This window comes from Streptomyces sp. NPDC046881 (assembly GCF_040645015.1).
Classification (GTDB): Bacteria; Actinomycetota; Actinomycetes; order Streptomycetales; family Streptomycetaceae; genus Streptomyces.
Window position 1 is genome coordinate 1 of sequence record NZ_JBEYXJ010000166.1, and the last position, 13,524, is coordinate 13,524.

The window sequence follows — 13,524 nt, forward strand, 5'->3', positions numbered from 1 at the left end:
GGTCCTGGTCGACCAGGACCACGGCCGTGTCGTCGCCGTGGCGGGCCAGGAGCCGGCGGGCGCGGGCGGTGTAGGAGTCGCGGCGCAGCATGCCGGTCAGCGGGTCGCGGCGGGTGGCGGCGAGCTGCCGGTGCAGCGTGACCGCGTGGACTGCCCAGCCGGTCAACGGCACGGCGGCGGTCGTCAGTAAGAGGGTGCGCTGGCCGAACCGGCCCTGAACGCGCAGGAGCGACGACATACTTGGGTTCTCCGTCTCGTCTCGTACGGGATGGGTGGGCCCGGGACAGTCGTCGAAGCCGGTCAAGCAGAGCGGCTGTCCCGGGGCAGGGCTACAGCTCGAAGGAGCTGGAGTTGAGCCAGCTGTACGGGCTCCTCCAGGGGCCGGCGGTAGCGGCGGGCCAGTCGAGCTCCCAGCCGGGCCGGTATCCGCAGGCACCCCAGCCGTCCGGCCGACCGTGGGGGATCTCGCGTCCGGCCTCCGCCGCTTCGCGCGCCGCGTCGTAGGCCTCGTGGGCGATCCGAACGGCGGCGCTACGGCTGTCGGCCAGGCCGGTGAAGACGTGCACCCCGCGCAGGGTGGGCGTCTCGGTGCTTCGTATGGGGACGTCGACCTCGTACAGGTGAGTCATGACGTCCATCTCCTTCCGGTGTTGAGGGGCCACTTTGACCGCCCCGGCCTCCGTGGTGCGGGAGGGTCGGGGGCGGCACGGAGAGCCCGTCAGGCAGCGATGGAGGCAGGGGAGTCGAGGCCTACGCCGCGGAGTGCGTCCAGGACGTACGCGTCGAAGCGGACCTGGTGCTGGGACGGGGCTGGCTCACGCGGCCAGCTGGTGAACGGCCGGGGCCGGGAGGGTCATAAGGCTGCTGGGGTCGACGGGCGTGCCGTCGAAGCACTCCAGGCAGCAGCCGAGTTTCTTCGAGAGGCAGATGTAGAACCGCCTCCCGCACTGACCACAGGTCTGCCGAGCCGCCATCGCCCGATCGAGGGCCCACTCCTGAGCGAGCGTCGGCGTCCGTTTGGGCTTGGCCAGGTCGACGCGGAGCAGGTAGCCGCGGGTGGGATGACGGCAGGACCACTGCGGGCGGGTCGCGCACAGCCTGCAACGCAGGATCGCGGCCGGGCCCTCGTTGTCGCCGGGGCTCAGCCCCATATCCCGTAACTGCCGCCTGGTGACCAAGCCTTCTGGCACCGTGCTGCGGTCGTACTCGGGCAGCACCGCGTCACTGCGCGGCACCCGGGTCACCTCGGGACGGCGGCGCTTCTTCCTCGGGCGCGGCATCACCTGCTCCAGGCGCCGGGCACCCGGTCGGGGCGGTGCGGGTAGCGGGGACCGGGACGCTGCGGGCGGGGCCGGCCAATCCGGCGGCGCGGGCGGGGAATGAGCACGAGCGTTCCTCCAGTGATCGGTGGACAGCGCTGCGCCCCGCCCACTGTGCTGGTGTCGGCGGGGCGCCACGTGCGGCCGGGCGGCCTGTCCGGTCCTCGCCCGAGCCCAGAGCGGGGCGGGCGAGGGCCGGGCAGGGCGTCAGGTCAGCGGGCGGTGCGGAAGCGGCGGGTGGCCCACGACCGCAGCCGGTCGAAGCGGGTCGGGTGGGTGTGCCGCCAGGCGGTGGGCCACACGCCGTGTTCGGTCGGGAAGGAGCGGGACACGCCGCACGTGCACGTCCATGCGTACGGCTCGGGGCGGGTGTCGTCGCGGGTCGCGGTGACCTTGGCGGGGAGGCCGTCGTGGCTCCCGTGGATGGTGCCGACCCAGAACTCGGTCTCCTCCAGCTGCGGTTTCATCAGATTCCCTTCGGTGCTCGGTGGTGGTGCGGGACGGGGTGGGCGCGAAGTCAGCGCTGGAGCTGGTGGACGTTGTCGGGTTCGTTGTCCAGGTCGTCGTGCTCGGGCGTGGGCTGCGGCGGGAAGTGGAACGCGGGGTAGACGTTGACCTGCGGCGCAGCGGGGGCCAAGTTGTTGATGACCGGGCGCAGGCTCAGGCCGCGCAGGGCGAGGATGCTGGCCAGCGCCCACAGGAGGGCGGCGATGCCGGTGGCGAGGGTGCGGCTGTCGTCGGGCGTGGCGGACCACACCATGGCGACGCCGGACAGGCCCCATGCGGTCCAGAGGATGCGGGCGCCGGTGCTGCCTGCGAATCCGCCGATGAGGCCGATCAGCCCGGTGAGCTGCCAGAAGGCGTAGACGGCGGTGCCGGGGACGGGGAGGCCGATGCTGTGCTGCCCGATGTAGGAGCGGATCGGGTTGTCGATCACGCCCCACAGGCCGCTGGTGGTGTCGACTCCGGGCGGCTCGATCACGGTGCGGGTGGCGGACAGGCGGTGCAGCACGGCGCTGACGATGTCGCTGGCGGCGTCCAGCAGGACGATGACCGCGCAGATCCCGGCGAGGCTGAGCACGGCCTTGATCCAGTTGGCCATCTCGTGCCAGCCGAGGCGCCGGGCCTGCAGCAGTTCTTCCCACCGCTCGTGCAGGAAGCCGCCCTGCTCCCAGGAAGCGTCCCACCCGGCGCGGAGCCGGGCGAAGCGCTTCTTGCCGGGCTCTTTGTCCACCAGGTCGGGGACCGGCGGCTCGGGCACCTGGTTGAGCAGGTCGAGGAAGTTCGGGTTGTGCTGGCCGTTGATGGGCTTGTTGTCGGACTGCATGGCGGGGCGACTCCCTCGCTCGGGTTCGTGTGATGGGCGGTGGTGCGCAGGCCGGACGGCCTGACCCGCACCCGACCGCGAAGGGTTCGGGTGCGAGGCAGGTGGTCCGGAGGCTGGGGGTCAGAGGCCGCGGGCGTCTGCGAGGTGGGCGGCCTGGCCGACCATGCGGATCGGGATGCGGCCTGTGCCGTGCGCGTCGTTGAAGGAGGGCACGGAGTCGACGTCGTCGCCGAACTTGCGGCGGATCGCGTCGAGGAGCACGGAGGCGGCGCTGGCTTCCAGGCCGCTGTCGCCGCGGGTCTCGGCTCGGATGGCTCCGAGCATGCAGCGGGCGCCGTCCTCGTCGACCAGGGTGCCGGAGCACCAGCCGCCGGTGAGCAGCCGGTGGTGGGCGCGCTGCAGAAGGGCGGCGACGGGGGTCGGGTAGGACTCCGGCGGCGGCTGGAGCATCGGGGTCAGCGGGACGGTGACGACGTCGTCCAGGTCCACGGGCTCGGTGGGGATGTGCGCGGTGTTGACCTCGTAAGCCACGGCCGCTTTGTCCAGGCGCGCGGTCATCGCCGCGTTCACGAGGGTGAGGCGTTCCTCGAGGGTCAGTTCCGCCGGCGGCGCGGCCGGTGTGGTCGGGGCGGGGTGTTCTGTGGCGGTGGAGGGCGAGGCATGGGGCATCGGGGCTCCAGGCAGCGGACGCCGAAGGGCGCCGCTGGGGTGGGTCTCCGGCGGCGCCCTTCGGCGTGTGTAGCGGGGGAGTGGGCGTTTGGGTGTCGGCGCACCTGTGTCCCGGGCATCCTCGGACCATCAGGCGCGGGGAAGGGGATGGGGTGGAGTTCGTCTTTGAGTGCGGGTGGTGCGGCGGGGACAACTATTTCGTGGGCAAGCAGGTCGGCTTCTGGGTCGACAAGTGGGAAGTGCCCGCGGAGTGGGACTGCCGTTTCTGCGACGGGCTCAACTACACCCCGGACCCGCCGTGGACGGAGGCGTAGTCAGAGGCTGGAGATCAGCCCGGCGAGCGAGGCGAGGCCGCTGTTGATGGTGGGGGCCAGGCCGGTGGCGGCGAGGGTGAAGCCGAACAGCGTGCAGGCCAGCACGGAGCCGACGCGGACGTAGCCGCCCTTGACCAGGGCGAGGACGATGATGCCCAGCAGCACGGCGGCGGAGATGGACAGGGCCACGGCGGTGGTGCTCCTTCACAAGGGGTCGGTGGGGCCGACCGCGTTCGAACAGGCCGGCCCCGGGGATGGGTGGGTGTGATCAGGCGTCGGTGAGGCTCTTGATGGCCTCCAGCGCCTGGCGGGGAGAGGTGACCTGCTCGGAGCGGCGGTTGCCGCTCTTGGAGCCGCGCCCGCCTCCGCTCTTGCCGCCGCCTCCGCCGCCGCGCCGGCGGGAGTCGCCGTCGTCCTCGTCGGGCTCGGGCCAGAACTCGCCGGGCCGTACGGGCTCGTTCCAGTCGAACCACAGGCCGCGCTTGTCCAGCTCGCTGATCTCGTAGTCGGTGAGCCTGTTGACCTCGTCGGGGAACAGCCGGGAGAGGTCGGTGTCGAAGTCCGCGTACAGCGACCGCATGAGCACGGCGCGTCCGTTGTCGAGGACGATGACCGCGACGCCGCCGGTGGAGACGCCGTTCTCCGGGTCGGCCTCGCCGCGCATGGCCCGCTCGATCACGGAGCCTTCGCTGCGGGAGTAGCGGGCCGGGATGGTCGGCACGTCGTACGGGTTCTCCATCGTGCCTTCCGCCGCCTTGCGGGTGGCGCCGGGTGAACCCATGTTGAAGATGGTCGGACGGCTGTTCTGCCGCAGGTTGTCCTTCATCTCCGTGGAGAACCCGTTGTGCGCGAATGGGCTTTGGCCTGCCGGGTTGAAGCCGATGCCGTACTTCAGTCCGGTGACGGTGAGGTCGTCGCCGTCCTTCTGGATGAACTCGCCGAAGTCGCCGTCCTGGGCGGCGGTCATGAACTCATCCGCGAACACGTTGAGCTGCCGGTAGGGGCAGCGCGGGTCACCCGGCTTGTAGTCGTGGGGCTGCCCGTCGTGCGGCCAGGGCATCTCCGCCCGGATCTCGCACAACGCCTTCGCCGCGCGCAGTGAACGGGCCATCCACAGCGCGTTGGAGCCCTGCCGGTCGATGTACTTCCCGAGCACGGTGGTCTTCTCGTCCTTGCGGACGGTGGAGAGCCACACCACCTGGCCGGCGAGCGACATGGCGGCCATGTCGATCGCGAAGTACTGGGTCTTCCCGCTCCGGGACACGCCCAGGATCAGCCCGTGACGCGCGGCGTTCTTGTCGTGCTGGTACACCATGTTTTTCACCGGCTGGCCGGTGATGGTGTACCCGCACACATACATGCCCTTGGCGTCCGGGGTGAGCAGTTCACGCGTGGCGGGGAAGATCTGCGACAGCGGCGGCTCGTCGAACGCGCTGATCAGGAACTCGCTGCCGTCGATGAGGACGAACACGCAGGAGTCGTCCTCGGGCAGGTTCAGCGCGCGGCAGACCTTGGCCAGGTCGATGCGCGGCGTCTCGGTGGAATCGGTCATCCTGGCCCGGTAGAAGGTCACCCCCCGTGTGTCGTCGCGGGTCTTGTGGACCAGCTCGGAGCCGGGGGCGCCGCCCTTGGGGCCGGCGACGCGGTCGATCCAGCGCTCCTGGTCGGTCGGCTTGGTGCGGCGCCGGACGTTGGCCTCGGGGGTGATGAGGGCTTCCATCCAGCCGGGTCCGCCTTGGCGGCCGGGCTGGATGGCGACGTCCTTGAGGGTGACGTCGGCCGCGGACACGCCGAATGCGGCTCCGACGATCTCGGGGGAGAGGCCGGTGATCGGCCGCCCGGTCTCCGAGGCGCGCAGCAGCAGGGTGAGGTCGTGGCGCATGGCGGGGTGCCGGGTGGCCTTGACGACGTGGGTGCGGGCGGGCATCCCGGCGCGCTCCCACAGCATCCGCGCCTCGCGGGTGAGCTGGTCGGCTCCGTCGTCCGGCTGTGCCACGGTCGGCTCCGCGGCTTGGGCGGGTGCTGGCTGCGGGGCCGGGGCGGCGAGTGCGGGACGGTGACGGCGGCGGGTGTGCCGGGAGAACGGCATCACCAGGTAGCCGGCCGCCGCCCATCCGGCGGCGAGCAGTCCGTCCAGCCAGTACGGGCCCCAGGCGGGCGTGTGCTTGGCGGCGACGTCGACGGCGGCGGCTAGGACCAGCGGGGACCAGCGCAGGATCTTGCGTCCGGCGCCGGTCTCCTCGCTCTTGCCCGCGAGGATCCAGCCGCCGATCCCGGCGGCGCCGGCCAGCTGCACGACGGAGTTGACGGGGCTGTCGGGGTAGACGTTCGGGGCCACGGCCAGCACGGGCGCGGCGAGGGTGTAGGCGAGGCGTTCGAGCGCGACACTGCGCGGCGTGGTCACCGGCTTCTCCTTCTGGAACGAGCACGGGCGGCCCCGCAGGTGTCGCGGGGCCGCCCATGGCGGGGTGGGTGGGGGAGGGGTTCAGCGGTTGAGGAAGCCCGGCCTGGGAGTCTTCTCGCGCCGGTTGGAGCGGATGTCGTCCAGCGCGCCGTAGAGCCTGGCGTGGGTGCGCCGGGTCTGGTGGGTGAGGTCGACGGTTTCCTCGGCGATGTCGGACATCTTGCGGACCTCTCGGGCGGCGCCGAGCAAAGCAAGGGAGACGTTGACGGTCAGCCGGACGAACTTCGGGTCCAGGCCGGCGTTCTCGATGTCGTCGGTGACGCCCTCGGTGTGGGTGGCGTTGTTCTGCATGCTGCGGTGGATGGCCTCCAGCTCGAGGCCGGCGTCGTCCATGGCCGTGCCGAGCTTGTCCAGCTTGGCCTGGACGGCCTTGTACCGGTTGTCGTCGTCGGCCACGGCGGGTGCCGTGCTGGTGTTGCGGGGTGCGAGTTCGCTGCTCATCGCGGTGGTCCTCCCGTGCTCAGTCGTGGTGGGCGGCGGCCGACGCGTGCTTGAGGCCGGCTTCTTCCATGGCGGCCATGTCCTCGCCGTAGACGCGGGCAACCTCCTTGGCCGCGAGCGTGGCGGCCTCCTTGGCGATGCCGCACTGCTCGGCACACCGTTCGGCCTGCGCCTTCATGCGGGCCGCAGAGTCGGCCAGGTCCGCGATCAGGTCGGTCACCGCGGTGTCGATGTTGTGGTCGCCTACCAGGTCGGCGGCCATCTCCCGCAGGGCGTCGGCGACTTTGCCGAGCGCCTCCATCAGGGCTTCGGCGCGCTCCTGGTCGGAGGCGGCCTTGATGGCGATGTTCGCCATCTCCATCAGGTACTGGTCGAACGTGATGTCCGTGCGGTGCTGGGCGGCGAGGCCGCTCGCACCGGACGGCCTGCTGACCTCCGAGCTGCTCACGCTGCTCCCTTCCGTGCTGGTGGGACGGCTGGTGCCGGGCCGGGTGGTGTGCTTCTCCGGTGCGGGCGGCAGGCCCTTGACGCCGGCCGTCACGGCCGCGGGCCTGTCGGGGACGATGTCCGCGTCGACGATGTCGTCCTCGCCCTTGGCGGTGCGCTTGGGCGGGCGGGTGTCGTGCTCGGGCCACTCCACCGTCGGGGTGGAGTCCTCCGCGCCGAACGGGCTGCCCGCCGGACGGCCGCGCCGACCGCCCCGGCCCGTACTGCCGCCTCCCGTACGGCCGGCGCGTCCGGCGCGTCGGCCGTATCGGACGGGTCCGCGGCGTCCAGTCCACGTCCAACCCGCTCCGGTACGCCTACGCCTAAACCGGCGCCGCTTCTTCGCACCGTCAGACGCCCTGTCACCGGCCGTGGACTCCTTGCCCGGCTCATCGGTCGCCTTGCTGTCCTTCGCGGCGCTGGAGGCCCCGTCGGAGCCCTCCTTGGCGGTCTTCTCGCCCTTGCCGGTGGTGCCCTTGTCCTTGGACAGGTTCACCTTCTCGGTGCCGGCCTTGGCGGCCTTGGTGGCCTCCGCGTCGGCGCGGCGCTTGTCCCAGCGGCGCTGGGCTTCCTCGCCGACGGCCTGGCCCAACGTGGTGCGGCCCGGCGCGGCCGACGCTGCGGCTTCCCGCTTCGCCTTCCGCGCCGCATCGCGCTCCTGCCGCTTCGCGCGGTGGTCCCCCCACGCCTGCTGCCGCTGGGCGCGGGCCTGGTCGCGGTCCTTGGACCGGTCCGCGACGCCGGCGGCGTGTCCGGCGCTGCGCCGCTCCTGCCGCCCGGTCTGCCGGGCCGCGGCGCGCTCCTGGCGGCCGCGGGCCCGCTCGGCACGAGCACTGGACGCCGGACCGTTCTGTGTCCGGCCGCCGTCACCCTTCGAGCCGCCGCTACGGCCGGAGCCGCCAGAGCCCGTCTGAGAGCCTTTAGGCCCTCCGGACGGACCGCTGCGCCCGGGACCGGCTGGACGGCCGCCAGAACCCGCCTGAGAGCCCTTCGCGCTGCCCTTGCCGCCCCCGGTCGATCCGGCCCCGGAACGACCGCCGGGGTCGCCGGAGTTGGCAGCACGTGAGGCCCCGGACCGGTTCGACCCCGAGCCGGTGTTGATGCGGGACGGCCCGCTGCCGCCACCGCCGCGCGAGGATCCGCCCCCGCCACCGGCCTTTGAACGGCCCTTGTCCGACCCCAGGCCGGAAGCGGACGACTTCGTGCGGTCGGCGTCCGCCTTTCCGCGTGCCGCCGCCTTGTCGCCCTTCGCTTTCATCATCGCGGCGTGGAGCTTTCCGTTCTGCTCCATCATCGCGACTTCCTGCGCGGTGCGACCCTCCAGCAGTGCCGCCTTCCGCGCTATTTCTGCCTCACGGAAAGGCGCTTCGCTCTCATGCAGGGCCCGCGCCCGTTCCAACCGAAATTCCAGCCAGTCACCGAGACGGTCAGCGAGAGAACGAGGCTGCTCGTAATCGCCTTCCTCGCATTCGCCGGCATCTCCACCGGTTTCCGGCGCCGTAATTCCTTCGGAACGCAAGGCCGTCGACGGGTCCGGGGCAGCTGGAATCGTCGGCAGTTCCATTGTCGTCTCTTCCGGCGACTCCGGGGGAGCCGGGGGAATGTCTTCCGGTGGCGGAATGGTATCGCCGTAATCCGGGATCGGCGGTGGCACGTACGTGGAATCACCGCTCCAGGGGCCTTGGACCAAGGTCCCGGTGCCGTCCTCATCGGACACGGTGCGCCTCCCTCCTGGGTCTTGACAGAGCGTGAGGTCTTGCGTGCACGCGTGTGCACGTGCACGTGTGCACGCTTTACGCGCGCGAGGCCCCGCCGGAGTCCGGCGGGTCCTTCACTGGTGACGTTCAGTGACGCGGTGGGTGCTTCGCCACGACCTGCTCCGCGTACCTCAGCAGGTCGTTCCAGATCCGTCCGTCGCCCTCCACGCGCTGGTCCATCGCCGTGATGAACAGGCGGCAGATCAGCGCGAATCCGGAGTAGACGTCGCCGCGACCGGCTTTAACGTCCTTGGTCATTCGGGATCGAGCCAGGCGGAGCCAGAATTCCATCTGCCCTGCCTCGCCGCGAGATTCGCGGGCTTTCGTTGACTCTTCCTTCAGCCATTTCTGGCGCCGCTCTGCGGAGCGTTCCGCGCTGCTGAGGGGGCGGTTCACGCCGACTCCCGACCCATGTCGTAAATCGACGCGGGACCGCCATAGCCGAGATTCTGACTCTGCGCACCCTGCTGCGGCGAATTCGGTGCGGCCCGGAGCGCCTGTGGATTCTTCTTACGCTGCCTTTCCAGCTCCTTTTCCTTCCTTCCCTTTGCCGTATTCAGCACGGCCTCGTCGTGAGCGCGGCGCTTATAGGCGCTCTTTTCCAGGCCCTCGGTGAGGTTGTTCAGGTTCTTGAGCACGTTCCCGAGCGCCTTTTCGACGGGCATTGCGCGCAGCCTGGCGTGGTACCAGCGGTCGCCCTCCACGTGCGTGTCGCGCAGGTGCACGCGGGTCTCGTGCGCGAGGGTCTCCAGGTTCTTGCCGATGTCCAGCAGGACCCGCTGAACGTCGGCCAGGTACCGGGCGGTTGCCTCCGGGTTCTGCGCGACATCGCGCAGAGGGGAGTAGTTCGGGTCGTTGTTGCTGTTCACGGCGGGGATTCCCTCCTGGTGTACTGGTGGGGCTGTGACTGCTTCCGGCAGTCGCAGCGAGGGCCAGCCCGATTCCCGCGGGCTGGCCCTCACTGGTGTGTGCCGGACGGTGGATCAGGGGCGGTAGCCGCCGGCGAGCAGCTCGGCTGCCTCCTGGCGGTACTCCGAGGCGGTGCCGGGCGAGGTGACCGCCAGCTCGTGCTGGATGTCGGCCAGCGGCAGCCGGCCGGCGTCGCCGCCGACCGCGAGGATCATCCGGGCGACCCGGCGGACCGCCCGCTCGCGCGGCTTGAGCTTCGCGACGTCCTCGGCTTCGACCGCGCGCCGCTCGATTTCGGCAGCAGCCCGTCGCGTTTCGGCGGCGGCCCGCTCGGCTTCGGCGGCTTCCTTCCTCGCGCGGGCGGCGTCGGCGAGAGCGACCTCCCGGAGGCGCTCCTCCTCCGCCTTCTTGCGCGCGGCTTCGGCGGTGGCGCGCTGCGTTTCGGCAGCGGCCCTCTCCGATTCGGCAGCACGCCGGTTCGCTTCGGCAGCAGCCTCGCGGGCTTCGGCGATGGTCTGGGTCTCGATCGCCTGTGCCTCCGCCGCGGCAACCCGGTCGGCTTCCGCCGCGAGCTTCCGCTTCTCGGCTGCCTGGCGCTCCAGCTCAGCTGCGCGGAGGTCCGCTTCGGCCTTCGCCTCGCGCTCCTGTGCCTCCTTGCGCTCCGCCTCCGCCCCACGGGCTCGGGCTTCGGCGATGACGGCCTGGTCCAGCGCTTCCTGCTCCAGAGCGGCGGCCCGCTCTGCGGCGCTGACCTGGGCTCGGGCGTGAGCGCGGGCCTGGCCGGTCTGACCGTCGACCTCCGCGCGGACCGCCTCCACCTTGCCCTTGGCGCGCAGCTGCTCGGCTTCGGACTCCGCCTTGGCGACCTCACTGCGCGTCTCCGCGTCCAGGCGCCGCCGCTCGGCTTCCTCCGCCCGCTCCTGGGCTGCCTGCTCCTGCTCGTCGGGCATGGCCAGGGCCTGGTCGACGGTGTAGCCGTACGGGGCCATCTTCATCGGCAGCAGCTCATCCTCGGATGCCTGGGAGATGTCGCCCTTGTACTTGCGCTTGAGCCACTGCTCGTACGCGATGAGCTGCTGGTCGCGGCGGATCATCTCCGGGTAGGAGGTGACGCCCCACAGCCGCATCCGACGGAAGATCCGGGCCGTCGCGACCGGGGCGAGGACCCACCGCAGCCACGGGATGGAGTCCCGTTCGGCCTGCTCAGGGCGGACAACGCGGTCGATGGCGTCACGGCCCAGCTCCACCACGGTGATGAAGAGGACCGGCACGACGCCGTGGGCGCCGGCCGCGACGTAGTCGAGCAGCTTCCAGGCCCCTTCCGGGGCGCCGGACGCGGCGTTGAGGACGACGGTCGCTGCGGTCAGCAGCCAAACCGGGTAGCGGATCCAGCTGATGGGGCGCTTGAGCCAGGCCATCAGCAGGTCGACCGCGATCATCACCATGATGCCGACGTCGACACCGACCGCGAACAGCTGGCCCTTGCCCAGCGAGCCGAAGCGGAGCTCCTTGTGAGCGAACTCCGCGACGTGCTCGAAGCTCAGGTACAGGCCGATGCCCGCGAGCACGAGCGCGGCGGCCACGATCGCGCCGGCTGCCCATTTCTGAGTGCCGGTCAGCCGTCCCGGGGAGGGCTTCGTTCCGGTTCCGCTTTCCGTCCCCGAAACAGGCTCCGCCGTCTCCGAAACGGTGCCGGGCTTCTGCGAAACCGGTGCGGACGTTCCCGAAACGGCGGTCGGCGGAGCCGTCTCGGGGTCGGGTTCGGCCGCGGCGCGCGGCCAGTCGGTGATCGTCATAAGGTCCTCCGGAGGGGGTCGCTCAGGGCGTACGCGAAACGGCGGCGGCTGCTCCCGAAACGCGGCGGCGCGTCCCCGAAACAGCGATCGGTGCGGATGGTTGCTTGCGAGGCGGACACTGGCTCGCCCCACGTGCGCACGAAAAGACCGGCGGCCCGGGGATGGGTGGCCGGACTCGCGAAGCGTCGCGGGGCGAGCGCGAAACTGGGTGCAGCTCCCGCCGGGCGGGCGCGAACTCGCTGGCGGCGCGCCGGGCTGTCCGGCTCCCCACCACCACCCACACCGGCCCCCGGAGACTCGCGGGCGGATCAGGCAACCGTCAGCCGGGCTCACTGCGAGGCGATAACCCATTCCTCGCTGCCCAGGAAGGTGCGGCGGCCGTCGTCCATACGGACCGTCAGGTCGCCGTCGACGTGGACCTCTTCGACGACGCCCTGGTCCCCGGTGTGGTGCCGGGTGCCAAGCGCCTCGACATCGGTGGTGAGCGTGACACGCGCTCCTCGCATGACCAGTCCCTTCGGTCGTGGTCCGGACTGTCCGGCTCCCCATCACCGCCCGACCCGGCCCGCCAGAAGACTCAGCGGCCGGTGCGGGCGGATCAGGCAGCCGTCAGTCCGCGGCCGTGACGGGACGGTGCGGGGCGATGACCCGGCCGTCGGGGAGCAGCTCGCCGGTGTCCTCGAAGAGAAGGACGCCGTTGCACAGCAGGCTCCAGCCCTGCTCCGGGTGGGCGGCCACCGCGTGCGCGGCCTCCCGGTCCGGGCTCTCGGCGGTCGGGCACGTCGGCGTGTGCGTGCACAGCACCTCCGGCAGCCGGTTGCCGGAGGCGGCGGCGGTGTTGAGCTGGGTACTGCTACGCATGGACTCTCCTCGCAAGGAAGCAGGCCGGGGACGTTCCCGGGGTAGAAACATGGGAAAGACCGGCCGCCCGTCGTGCGGGCGGCCGGTCGAGGGTGGTGCTACGGGGCGGGCCAGGAGTTGCCCGCCGCTCCCGTCCAGCGGTCAGTCAGTGGCGCGCTTGCGGGCAGCGCGGCGCTTGATCCGGCGGCGGTCGTCCTCGCTCATCCCGCCCCACACGCCGTGCGCCTCACCGCTCTCTAGCGCCCAGGAGGCGCAGCGCTCCAACACCGGGCACTTACGGCACACCGACTTGGCCTCCTCGATCTGTAGAAGCGCCGGACCGGTGCTGCCGATCGGGAAGAACAGCTCGGGATCCTCGTCCCGGCACGCGCTGCGGTCGCGCCAGTTGGTGTTGACCGGCAAGTCGGCGGAAGGGGCGTAGCTGGTGCGTACGATGGAGCCGTTCATCAGGGCCTCCCGGAAAGGTCCGTACGAGACAGCCCCAAGGCCGCAATCTCTGGGGCTGTTCGCGTGTCTGCGGCCAAACGGCCGGAGCGGGGGTGAACTCCCGGCGCTCTCCGCCGGCCCCGGCCGGGACGGCGCGGGGACGACGGGCAGGGCCGGGTGATCAGCGCTGCTGCTTCTGGCGTGCGGTGTAGGCGTCTTGGAGACGGGCGAACCGCTCGTGGATCGGCGCCCCCTCCGTACACGGCGTCTTGCCCTGGCAGGCCGGGCAGTCGGTGGTGTGCGTGGTGGAGTCCTCGAACGCCTTCATGTAGCGGACGAACAGGTCGTCGGTCGGACGGGCGCTCACTTCTGGTGCCTCTCCGACCGCTGGTTCTGCTCCCGGTTCTTCTGCGAGAGCGCCTCTCGCTCGTCGTCGGTGAGGCTGGTGATCACGCCGCCACCTCCCATCCGGTCAGCGCCAGCGCGGTGGTGGGAACGAGGACCTCGGCGAAGTCGATGCGGGCGGCGTCCTCGGGCTCGTAGCCCTTGGCGTCGTCCTCGCGCTCGATGTCGTCGATGATCCCGACCCGCGGCTGCGCCGTGGTGCGTGTCATGCTGTGCTGCATCAGGTCCTCCGAGTCAGGTCCTGGACAGCCCGTCGGGCCGCAATCCCAGGGGCTGTCGCGATCACTCCCCAATTGGGGGGCTGACTGCTTGTACGAGCAGCCACGGCCCCGGCCGCCCTGCATGATGCG

18 protein-coding genes and 1 pseudogene are annotated in these 13,524 nt (G+C 71.3%); 1 reads left to right on the forward strand and 18 read right to left on the reverse strand.

All coding sequences use genetic code 11. The features are described 5' to 3' along the window. The 6 genes and pseudogenes from ABZ923_RS39060 to ABZ923_RS39085 all read right to left on the reverse strand — a co-directional run. Nucleotides 1–238, reverse strand: a pseudogene (locus tag ABZ923_RS39060) (GGDEF domain-containing protein); the annotation flags it as partial. Between the two features lie 91 nt (nucleotides 239–329). Further along, a complete protein-coding gene (locus ABZ923_RS39065) occupies nucleotides 330–629 on the reverse strand; it encodes a hypothetical protein (RefSeq protein WP_361482416.1) in 300 nt (99 codons plus the stop codon). A gap of 186 nt (nucleotides 630–815) precedes the next feature. Further along, nucleotides 816–1,280 (reverse strand): RRQRL motif-containing zinc-binding protein, encoded by a 465-nt coding sequence (locus tag ABZ923_RS39070; protein WP_361482419.1) that lies wholly within the window; start codon nucleotides 1,278–1,280, stop codon nucleotides 816–818. A 251-nt stretch (nucleotides 1,281–1,531) separates the two neighbouring features. Then, nucleotides 1,532–1,786 (reverse strand): hypothetical protein, encoded by a 255-nt coding sequence (locus ABZ923_RS39075; RefSeq protein WP_361482422.1) that lies wholly within the window; start codon nucleotides 1,784–1,786, stop codon nucleotides 1,532–1,534. 50 nt (nucleotides 1,787–1,836) lie between these two features. After that, complete coding sequence (locus ABZ923_RS39080) at nucleotides 1,837–2,646, reverse strand: hypothetical protein (RefSeq protein WP_361482425.1); 810 nt, start codon at nucleotides 2,644–2,646, stop codon at nucleotides 1,837–1,839. Nucleotides 2,647–2,766: 120 nt separating this feature from the next. Continuing rightward, nucleotides 2,767–3,315, reverse strand: a complete 549-nt coding sequence (locus ABZ923_RS39085; protein WP_361482428.1) for a hypothetical protein — start codon at nucleotides 3,313–3,315, stop codon at nucleotides 2,767–2,769. 152 nt (nucleotides 3,316–3,467) lie between these two features. Here ABZ923_RS39085 and ABZ923_RS39090 point away from each other — a divergent pair, with 152 nt between their 5' ends. Beyond that, nucleotides 3,468–3,629, forward strand: coding sequence for a hypothetical protein (locus ABZ923_RS39090; RefSeq protein ID WP_019329449.1), 162 nt, complete (start codon nucleotides 3,468–3,470; stop codon nucleotides 3,627–3,629). Here ABZ923_RS39090 and ABZ923_RS39095 read toward each other — a convergent pair whose 3' ends face one another. From ABZ923_RS39095 to ABZ923_RS39150, 12 genes are all read right to left on the reverse strand, one after another. Next, complete coding sequence (locus ABZ923_RS39095) at nucleotides 3,630–3,818, reverse strand: hypothetical protein (protein ID WP_361482431.1); 189 nt, start codon at nucleotides 3,816–3,818, stop codon at nucleotides 3,630–3,632. It abuts the gene before it with no gap. Nucleotides 3,819–3,897: 79 nt separating this feature from the next. Beyond that, entirely contained in the window at nucleotides 3,898–6,033 is a 2,136-nt protein-coding gene (locus tag ABZ923_RS39100) for a chromosome segregation protein ParM (RefSeq protein WP_361482433.1), read from the reverse strand. Nucleotides 6,034–6,114: 81 nt separating this feature from the next. After that, nucleotides 6,115–6,534, reverse strand: a complete 420-nt coding sequence (locus ABZ923_RS39105; RefSeq protein WP_361482436.1) for a conjugal transfer protein TraB — start codon at nucleotides 6,532–6,534, stop codon at nucleotides 6,115–6,117. Between the two features lie 19 nt (nucleotides 6,535–6,553). After that, nucleotides 6,554–8,737, reverse strand: a complete 2,184-nt coding sequence (locus ABZ923_RS39110) for an ATP/GTP-binding protein (protein WP_361482439.1) — start codon at nucleotides 8,735–8,737, stop codon at nucleotides 6,554–6,556. 127 nt (nucleotides 8,738–8,864) lie between these two features. Beyond that, on the reverse strand, nucleotides 8,865–9,173 hold the full coding sequence (locus tag ABZ923_RS39115) for a hypothetical protein (RefSeq protein WP_361482442.1): 309 nt from the start codon (nucleotides 9,171–9,173) through the stop codon (nucleotides 8,865–8,867). Continuing rightward, nucleotides 9,170–9,646, reverse strand: coding sequence for a hypothetical protein (locus tag ABZ923_RS39120; protein WP_361482445.1), 477 nt, complete (start codon nucleotides 9,644–9,646; stop codon nucleotides 9,170–9,172). Before ABZ923_RS39120 ends, ABZ923_RS39115 begins: the two co-directional genes overlap by 4 nt. 114 nt (nucleotides 9,647–9,760) lie before the next feature. Further along, the gene (locus ABZ923_RS39125) at nucleotides 9,761–11,614 is read right to left on the reverse strand and encodes a DUF2637 domain-containing protein (protein ID WP_361482448.1); all 1,854 of its coding nucleotides are present in this window, start codon (nucleotides 11,612–11,614) and stop codon (nucleotides 9,761–9,763) included. 197 nt (nucleotides 11,615–11,811) lie between these two features. After that, a complete protein-coding gene (locus tag ABZ923_RS39130; RefSeq protein WP_361482451.1) occupies nucleotides 11,812–11,988 on the reverse strand; it encodes a hypothetical protein in 177 nt (58 codons plus the stop codon). A 103-nt stretch (nucleotides 11,989–12,091) separates the two neighbouring features. Then, nucleotides 12,092–12,283 carry a DUF5999 family protein gene (locus tag ABZ923_RS39135; protein WP_361482461.1) on the reverse strand — a complete coding sequence of 64 codons (192 nt, stop codon included), beginning with the start codon at nucleotides 12,281–12,283 and terminating at the stop codon, nucleotides 12,092–12,094. Nucleotides 12,284–12,484: 201 nt separating this feature from the next. Next, nucleotides 12,485–12,790 (reverse strand): WhiB family transcriptional regulator, encoded by a 306-nt coding sequence (locus tag ABZ923_RS39140; protein ID WP_361482453.1) that lies wholly within the window; start codon nucleotides 12,788–12,790, stop codon nucleotides 12,485–12,487. A gap of 160 nt (nucleotides 12,791–12,950) precedes the next feature. Then, a complete protein-coding gene (locus tag ABZ923_RS39145) occupies nucleotides 12,951–13,136 on the reverse strand; it encodes a hypothetical protein (protein WP_361482456.1) in 186 nt (61 codons plus the stop codon). 82 nt (nucleotides 13,137–13,218) lie between these two features. After that, nucleotides 13,219–13,383, reverse strand: a complete 165-nt coding sequence (locus ABZ923_RS39150; RefSeq protein ID WP_361482459.1) for a hypothetical protein — start codon at nucleotides 13,381–13,383, stop codon at nucleotides 13,219–13,221. Between the last annotated feature and the right edge of the window lie 141 nt (nucleotides 13,384–13,524).

Coding starts and splice junctions, on each gene's coding strand:
- ABZ923_RS39065 (WP_361482416.1), bottom strand. CDS start 629: ATGACTCACCTGTACGAGGTCGACGTCCCCATACGAAGCACCGAGACG.
- ABZ923_RS39130 (WP_361482451.1), bottom strand. CDS start 11,988: ATGCGAGGAGCGCGTGTCACGCTCACCACCGATGTCGAGGCGCTTGGC.
- ABZ923_RS39140 (WP_361482453.1), bottom strand. CDS start 12,790: ATGAACGGCTCCATCGTACGCACCAGCTACGCCCCTTCCGCCGACTTG.
- ABZ923_RS39080 (WP_361482425.1), bottom strand. CDS start 2,646: ATGCAGTCCGACAACAAGCCCATCAACGGCCAGCACAACCCGAACTTC.
- ABZ923_RS39075 (WP_361482422.1), bottom strand. CDS start 1,786: ATGAAACCGCAGCTGGAGGAGACCGAGTTCTGGGTCGGCACCATCCAC.
- ABZ923_RS39105 (WP_361482436.1), bottom strand. CDS start 6,534: ATGAGCAGCGAACTCGCACCCCGCAACACCAGCACGGCACCCGCCGTG.
- ABZ923_RS39070 (WP_361482419.1), bottom strand. CDS start 1,280: ATGCCGCGCCCGAGGAAGAAGCGCCGCCGTCCCGAGGTGACCCGGGTG.
- ABZ923_RS39150 (WP_361482459.1), bottom strand. CDS start 13,383: ATGACACGCACCACGGCGCAGCCGCGGGTCGGGATCATCGACGACATC.
- ABZ923_RS39085 (WP_361482428.1), bottom strand. CDS start 3,315: ATGCCCCATGCCTCGCCCTCCACCGCCACAGAACACCCCGCCCCGACC.